Below are 6,741 nucleotides of genomic sequence, written 5' to 3' on the forward strand. Positions count from 1 at the left end.
GTGACTCAGGACTCCTGGGTGACGGAGACGAGCACATCGTCCCCTTGGATCTTTACGGGGTATACGGGGACGGGGCGCGTCGCGGGAAGACCGGACGGCTTGCCGGTGCGGAGGTCGAAGCTCGATCCGTGCAGCCAGCACTCGATCGAACAGTCCTCGACCTCGCCCTCCGACAGCGAGACGTTCGCGTGCGAGCAGATGTCGTTGATCGCGAACACCTCGCCCTCGGTGCGGACGACGGACACCGGCGTGCCGTCGAGCTCCACCCGCTTGGGGGTGTCGTCCTCCAGCTCGCTCAGCGCACAGGCTTTGACGAAGGCCATCAGACCGACGCCTTCAGCTCGGTCTCGATCTTGTCGAGGAGACGGGCTTCGACGTCGGGCAGGCCGATCTGCTGGACGAGCTCGGCGAAGAAGCCGCGCACGACGAGCCGGCGGGCCTCCTCGGCCGGGATACCCCGGGACTGCAGGTAGAACAGCTGCTCGTCGTCGAAGCGGCCGGTCGCCGAGGCGTGTCCGGCGCCGACGATCTCGCCGGTCTCGATCTCCAGGTTCGGTACGGAGTCGACCCGGGCACCGTCGGTGAGGACCAGGTTGCGGTTCATCTCGTACGTGTCGGTGCCCTCGGCCGCGGCCTGGATGAGGACGTCACCGATCCACACGGCGTGCGCGCCGTCGCCCTGGAGCGCGCCCTTGTAGGCCACGTTGGACTTGCAGTGCGGGGCGTTGTGGTCGACCAGGAGGCGGTGCTCCTGGTGCTGGCCCTTGTCGGTGAAGTACAGACCGAAGAGCTCCGCCTCGCCGCCGGTGGACGCGTACGCGACCCGCGGGTGGAGGCGGACCACGTCGCCGCCGAAGGTGACGACGATGGACTTGAAGGAGGCGTCCCGGCCGATCAGCGCATTGTGCTGAGAGACGTGGACGGCCTTCTCGTCCCAGTCCTGGACGGAGACGACGGTGAGCTTCGCTCCGTCGCCCAGGACGTAGTCGACGTTGGCGGCGAGCACCGCGTCACCGGTGTGGTCGATGACGACGACGGCCTCGGCGAACGCGCCCAGCTCGATGACCTGGTGGCCGTAGGCCACACCGCCCTGGCCGTGCACGGCGATCCGGATCGGCTCGGTGAGCACCGCCTCCTTGGCGACCGTGACGACCGAGGCCTGCTGGAAGGACGAGTACGCCTGGGCGGCGACCCGGTCCACCGGGATTCCGGCCCTGCCGAGCCGCGCGTCGTCGCGGCCGACGGTCTCGACCGTGACGCCCGAGGGCGCCTCGACGACGACCTTGACCCCGTCACCGGTGGCGACGGCGGTGCCGTCGTGCAGGCCGCGCAGCCGCTCCAGCGGCGTGAACCGCCACTCCTCCTCGCGGCCGTGCGGGACCGGGAAGTCCGCGACGTCGAAGGACGGGGGCGCGCTCATGCGCGTGGCGACGGTGGACTCGGCCGCCACCGCGATGGACCCGGCGGTGGTGGAGCCCGCCGGAATGTTCTGAGCCTCAGCCATGGCTGTCGTAGTGCTCGCTTTCTCAGTCAAGAACTCTCGGGGACGATCGTGGACGGCGCGGCCGTCCTAGCCGACCGAGCCCTCCATCTGCAGCTCGATCAGCCGGTTGAGCTCGAGGGCGTACTCCATCGGCAGCTCCTTGGCGATCGGCTCGACGAAGCCGCGCACGATCATCGCCATGGCCTCGAACTCGGTCATGCCGCGGCTCATCAGGTAGAAGAGCTGGTCCTCGGAGACCTTGGAGACCGTCGCCTCGTGCCCCATCGACACGTCGTCCTCGCGGACGTCGACGTAGGGATAGGTGTCGGAGCGGGAGATGGTGTCCACGAGCAGTGCGTCGCACAGCACGTTGGACTTGGCGCCCGGCGCACCCTCGCCGATCTCGATGAGACCGCGGTAGGAGGTGCGGCCACCGCCTCGCGCCACCGACTTGGAGACGATGTTGGAGGAGGTGTTCGGTGCCATGTGGACCATCTTGGCGCCGGCGTCCTGGTGCTGGCCCTCGCCCGCGAAGGCGATGGACAGGGTCTCGCCCTTGGCGTGCTCGCCCATCAGGTAGACGGCCGGGTACTTCATGGTGACCTTGGAGCCGATGTTGCCGTCGACCCACTCCATGGTCGCGCCCTCGTACGCCACGGCGCGCTTGGTGACCAGGTTGTAGACGTTGTTCGACCAGTTCTGGATGGTCGTGTAGCGGCAGCGGCCGCCCTTCTTCACGATGATCTCGACGACCGCGGAGTGCAGCGAGTCCGAGGAGTAGATCGGCGCGGTGCAGCCCTCGACGTAGTGGACGTAGGCGTCCTCGTCGACGATGATCAGCGTCCGCTCGAACTGGCCCATGTTCTCCGTGTTGATACGGAAGTAGGCCTGGAGCGGGATCTCTACGTGCACGCCCTTCGGCACGTAGATGAAGGAGCCACCGGACCACACGGCCGAGTTCAGCGAGGCGAACTTGTTGTCACCGACGGGGATGATGGTGCCGAAGTACTCCTTGAAGAGCTCCGGGTGCTCCTTCAGCGCGGTGTCGGTGTCCATGAAGATGACACCCTGCGCCTCCAGCTCCTCGTTGATCTGGTGGTAGACGACCTCGGACTCGTACTGCGCGGCGACACCGGCGACCAGGCGCTGCTTCTCCGCCTCCGGGATGCCGAGCTTGTCGTACGTGTTCTTGATGTCCTCGGGCAGGTCCTCCCAGGACTCCGCCTGCTTCTCCGTGGACCGCACGAAGTACTTGATGTTGTCGAAGTCGATGCCCGACAGGTCCGAGCCCCAGTTCGGCATGGGCTTCTTGCCGAAGAGCTTCAGGCCCTTGAGCCGGAGCTTCAGCATCCACTCCGGCTCGTTCTTCTTCTCCGAGATGTCGCGGACGACAGCTTCGGACAGGCCGCGCTTCGCCGCCGCGCCTGCCGCGTCGGAGTCGGCCCAGCCGAATTCGTACGTGCCCAGGCCATCGAGCTCAGGGTGGGCAGTCTCCGTAGGGAGCGTCATGCGGGGTTCCTCCCGGCCGTACTTGCAGATGCTGAATGGGTGGTCTGTGAAGGCTGTGGTGCCGTGGGGCTGCCGCGCGGAACGAACGTCGTGCACACACCGTCGCCGTGGGCGAGGGTGGCGAGACGCTGCACATGGGTCCCGAGCAGACTGGAGAAGAATTCCGTCTCCGCCTCGCACAGCTGCGGGAACTGCTCGGCTACGTGCGCGACCGGGCAGTGGTGCTGGCACAGTTGCTCGCCCTGCTGAGGGCCCGGCGCGCTACGCGCCGTAGCAGCGTACCCGTCGGCCGACAAGGCCTTGGCCAAGGCCTCGGTGCGGGCCTCGGGGTCCGCGGCCTCGATCACAGCTCGGTACGTCTCGGACTGCGAGGCCATCCTGGCGCGGGCGAAAGCGACGAGCGCCTCGTCCCCCGCCGTGTCGGCGATCCAGCGCAGTGCGTCGGCGGCCAGCTTGTCGTAGGACTGGTCGAAGGCGTCCCGGCCGCAGTCGGTGAGGGCGAAGACCTTGGCCGGACGGCCACGGGTCCGCGCTCCGTACACCCGCTGCTCCCGGGCCTCGACCACGTCGTCGGAGACGAGGGCGTCGAGGTGGCGACGCACGGCCGCCTGGGTCAGACCGACGCGCTTCGCCAGATCGGCGGCGGTGGACGGGCCGTGGTCCAGGATGGAGCGCGCGACCCTGTTGCGCGTCGAGCGCTCACCGGTCGCGAGTTCCTCCTGAGGAGCCTCGCCAACGTATTTCACAACGCCATTGTTGCGTAATTCCTTCGGACGTGACAACCCACCCCCGAACCGGGCGCGGTGCCCTTCATCACTTAGGCAGACCTAAGTTGACCTGCGAAAACAGATGATCACGGCAGGGCTTCGCAGGTGGGCGCTCTCCGGGGCGGCCCACGGCCGAGCCGCGGCCGGTCCGCCGGGACGGCTCCGAGGACCCGGGGGAACCCGGCGCGCCGGACCCCTCTCCTGCCAGCCTAGACTTGCCCGCCATGAGCAGCGAGCCCGTCGTACAGGCCAGGGGCCTTGTCAAGCGGTACGGCACGAAAACGGCGGTCGACGGCCTCGATCTGGAGGTCGCGGCGGGCGCGGTGACCGCGGTCCTCGGCCCCAACGGCGCCGGCAAGACCACCACGATCGAGACCTGCGAGGGCTACCGCCGACCGGACGGCGGGACCGTACGGGTCCTCGGCCTCGACCCGGTCGCGGACGCCGCCGCGCTCCGCCCCCGTATCGGCGTGATGCTGCAGTCCGGCGGTGTCTACTCCGGCGCCCGCGCCGACGAGATGCTGCGCCACGTGGCGAAGCTCCACGCCCATCCGCTGGACGTCGACGAGCTCGTCGAACGTCTCGGACTCGGCAGCTGCGGCCGGACCACCTACCGCCGGCTCTCCGGCGGCCAGCAGCAGCGTCTCGCGCTGGCCATGGCCGTCGTCGGCCGCCCCGAGCTGGTCTTCCTGGACGAGCCGACCGCGGGTCTCGACCCGCAGGCCCGCCGCTCGACCTGGGACCTGATCCGCGAGCTGCGGGCCGACGGGGTGTCGGTCGTCCTCACCACCCACTTCATGGACGAGGCCGAGCAGCTCGCCGACGACGTCGCCGTCATCGACGCGGGGCAGGTCATGGCCCAGGGCAGTCCTGAGCAGCTGTGCCGCGGCGGCGCCGAGAACACCCTGCGCTTCACCGGCCGTCCCGGCCTGGACCTCGGCTCGCTGCTGAAGGCGCTGCCCGACGGCAGCGAGGCGGCGGAACTGACCACCGGCGCCTACCGCATCACCGGGCAGATCGACCCGGAGCTGCTGGCGACCGTCACCTCCTGGTGCGCCCAGCACGGCGTGATGCCCGACGGCATCGCGGTGGAGCGGCACACCCTCGAGGACGTCTTCCTGGAACTGACCGGCAAGGAGCTGCGCGCATGAGCGCCGGTACGTACACCCCGCGCCCCGGCGCCGCCCCCCTTCCCCGCATGATCGCCGCGCAGGCCGCGCTCGAGACGCGGATGCTCCTGCGCAACGGCGAGCAGCTGCTGCTGACGGTGGTCATCCCGACACTGCTGCTCGTGCTGTTCAGCGCGGTCGACATCGTCGACACGGGCGCGGGTGAGCCGGTGGACTTCCTGGCGCCCGGCATCCTCGCGCTCGCGGTGATGTCCACGGCCTTCACGGGCCAGGCCATCGCGACCGGTTTCGAACGGCGCTACGGCGTGCTCAAGCGGCTGGGCGCCTCGCCCCTGCCCCGCTGGGGCCTGATGACGGCGAAGACCCTCTCCGTGCTGGTCACGGAGGTGCTGCAGGTCGTCCTGCTGACGGTGATCGCATTCGCGCTGGGCTGGTCGCCGGAGGGCAACCCGTTCGCCGTCCTGCTGCTCCTGGTGCTGGGCACCGTGGCCTTCTCCGGGCTCGGGCTGCTGATGGCGGGGACGCTGAAGGCCGAGGCGACGCTGGCCGCCGCCAATCTGGTCTTCCTGCTGCTGCTCGTCGGCGGCGGGGTCATCGTGCCGCTGGACAAGTTCCCGGACGCGGCGCAGTCGGTCCTGGGCCTGCTGCCGATCTCGGCGCTCTCCGACGGGCTCAGGGACGTCCTGCAGCACGGCTCGGCGATGCCGTGGGGCGACGCGGCGATCCTGGCCGTCTGGGCGGTGCTGGGGCTGGGCGCCGCGGCGCGCTTCTTCCGCTGGGAGTGAGAGGGCCGCGCACAGGGAGATGTCCGGGCTCACCCGGGAATGCCCACCCCTCGTGAAAACATGCACAAGCCGTTCCCTACGATAGGGCGCGTGGAAACCCCCATCTCCTACATCGCCAAGCGCTGGACTCCGTCGGTGAAGACGGCCAAGCGTGCCGCGCTCGCCGCGGTGGTGATGAGCGTCTTCATCATCATCACGGGCGGGGCCGTCCGGCTGACCGGTTCGGGCCTGGGCTGCGACACCTGGCCCAAGTGCACCGACGACAGCCTCTTCGCCACCCCCGAACAGGGGCTGCACGGTGCCATCGAGTTCGGCAACCGGATGCTCACCTACGTCCTGTCGGCCGCGGTCGGCTGGGCGATCATCGCGGCGCGCTCCCTGAAGCCGCGGCGGCGTGGTCTCACCCGCCTGGCGTGGTCGCAGTTCTGGCTGGTGATGGGGAACGCCGTCATCGGCGGGATCACGGTCTGGGCCGGCCTCAACCCGTGGTCCGTGGCCGGACACTTCCTGCTCGCCAACTGCCTGCTCACGGTGGCCGTGATCACCTGGGTCCGGATCGACGAGGGCGACGGCACACCGCGCCCGCGCGCCCCGCGCCCGGTGCGGCAGCTGTCCTGGGCCATCGTCGCCGCCACGGTCCTCCTGATCGTGCTCGGCACCACCGTGACCGGCTCCGGCAAGCACGCCGGCGACAGCAGCGACGTACCGCGCATGCCGTGGGACTGGAGCGACGCCGCCCACATCCACGCCATCGCCGCATGGGTCGTCTGCGCCCTGGCCGTCGCGATGTGGTTCGCCCTGCGCGTCGTCGACGCGCCCGCCGACACCCGGGCCCGCGCCCGTGACCTGCTGATCGTGCTGCTGGCGCAGGGCGCCATCGGCTACGTGCAGTACTTCAGCGACGTACCCGAGATCCTGGTCGGCCTCCACATGTTCGGCTCGGCCCTGCTGTGGATCGCGGTGCTGCGCCTGCTGCTGTCGCTGCGGGAGCGCCCGGTGGCCGACGCGGCCATCCCCGCGCCCGCCGCGGGAGACCTGCCGGAGCACGCCGCCGCGCACTGAACGGG

General features: G+C 69.7%; 7 protein-coding genes. 3 read left to right on the forward strand and 4 right to left on the reverse strand.

All coding sequences use genetic code 11. The features are described 5' to 3' along the window. Nucleotides 1-5: 5 nt before the first annotated feature. The 4 genes from ACFWFI_RS19060 to ACFWFI_RS19075 all read right to left on the reverse strand — a co-directional run bounded on the left by ACFWFI_RS19060 (nt 6) and on the right by ACFWFI_RS19075 (nt 3,738). The gene (locus tag ACFWFI_RS19060) at nt 6-323 is read right to left on the reverse strand and encodes a bifunctional 3-phenylpropionate/cinnamic acid dioxygenase ferredoxin subunit (RefSeq protein WP_329212268.1); all 318 of its coding nucleotides are present in this window, start codon (nt 321-323) and stop codon (nt 6-8) included. Continuing rightward, nucleotides 323-1,504 carry a Fe-S cluster assembly protein SufD gene (sufD, locus tag ACFWFI_RS19065; RefSeq protein ID WP_387391334.1) on the reverse strand — a complete coding sequence of 394 codons (1,182 nt, stop codon included), beginning with the start codon at nt 1,502-1,504 and terminating at the stop codon, nt 323-325. Before sufD ends, ACFWFI_RS19060 begins: the two co-directional genes overlap by 1 nt. Before the next feature lie 66 nt (nt 1,505-1,570). Then, the gene (sufB, locus tag ACFWFI_RS19070; RefSeq protein ID WP_385504493.1) at nt 1,571-2,992 is read right to left on the reverse strand and encodes a Fe-S cluster assembly protein SufB; all 1,422 of its coding nucleotides are present in this window, start codon (nt 2,990-2,992) and stop codon (nt 1,571-1,573) included. Then, entirely contained in the window at nt 2,989-3,738 is a 750-nt protein-coding gene (locus tag ACFWFI_RS19075) for a helix-turn-helix transcriptional regulator (RefSeq protein ID WP_387391338.1), read from the reverse strand. The genes sufB and ACFWFI_RS19075 overlap by 4 nt, the downstream gene beginning before the upstream one ends. Before the next feature lie 245 nt (nt 3,739-3,983). Here ACFWFI_RS19075 and ACFWFI_RS19080 point away from each other — a divergent pair, with 245 nt between their 5' ends. The 3 genes from ACFWFI_RS19080 (at nt 3,984) to ACFWFI_RS19090 (ending at nt 6,736) form a co-directional block, all read left to right on the forward strand. Further along, nucleotides 3,984-4,910: an ABC transporter ATP-binding protein gene (locus ACFWFI_RS19080; protein ID WP_387391340.1), complete on the forward strand. Its 927-nt coding sequence runs from the start codon at nt 3,984-3,986 to the stop codon at nt 4,908-4,910. Beyond that, the gene (locus ACFWFI_RS19085) at nt 4,907-5,674 is read left to right on the forward strand and encodes an ABC transporter permease (RefSeq protein ID WP_387391343.1); all 768 of its coding nucleotides are present in this window, start codon (nt 4,907-4,909) and stop codon (nt 5,672-5,674) included. The genes ACFWFI_RS19080 and ACFWFI_RS19085 overlap by 4 nt, the downstream gene beginning before the upstream one ends. Before the next feature lie 81 nt (nt 5,675-5,755). Further along, nucleotides 5,756-6,736, forward strand: coding sequence for a COX15/CtaA family protein (locus ACFWFI_RS19090; protein WP_387391346.1), 981 nt, complete (start codon nt 5,756-5,758; stop codon nt 6,734-6,736). Nucleotides 6,737-6,741 lie beyond the last annotated feature (5 nt).

The sequence above is a fragment of the Streptomyces sp. NPDC060209 genome, assembly GCF_042728155.1.
Lineage (GTDB): Bacteria > Actinomycetota > Actinomycetes > Streptomycetales > Streptomycetaceae > Streptomyces.

Excerpts from the sequence above, each read along its gene's own strand:
- ACFWFI_RS19085 (WP_387391343.1), top strand. The coding sequence starts at position 4,907 with ATGAGCGCCGGTACGTACACCCCGCGCCCCGGCGCCGCCCCCCTTCCC.
- ACFWFI_RS19060 (WP_329212268.1), bottom strand. The coding sequence starts at position 323 with ATGGCCTTCGTCAAAGCCTGTGCGCTGAGCGAGCTGGAGGACGACACC.
- ACFWFI_RS19080 (WP_387391340.1), top strand. The coding sequence starts at position 3,984 with ATGAGCAGCGAGCCCGTCGTACAGGCCAGGGGCCTTGTCAAGCGGTAC.
- sufB (WP_385504493.1), bottom strand. The coding sequence starts at position 2,992 with ATGACGCTCCCTACGGAGACTGCCCACCCTGAGCTCGATGGCCTGGGC.
- sufD (WP_387391334.1), bottom strand. The coding sequence starts at position 1,504 with ATGGCTGAGGCTCAGAACATTCCGGCGGGCTCCACCACCGCCGGGTCC.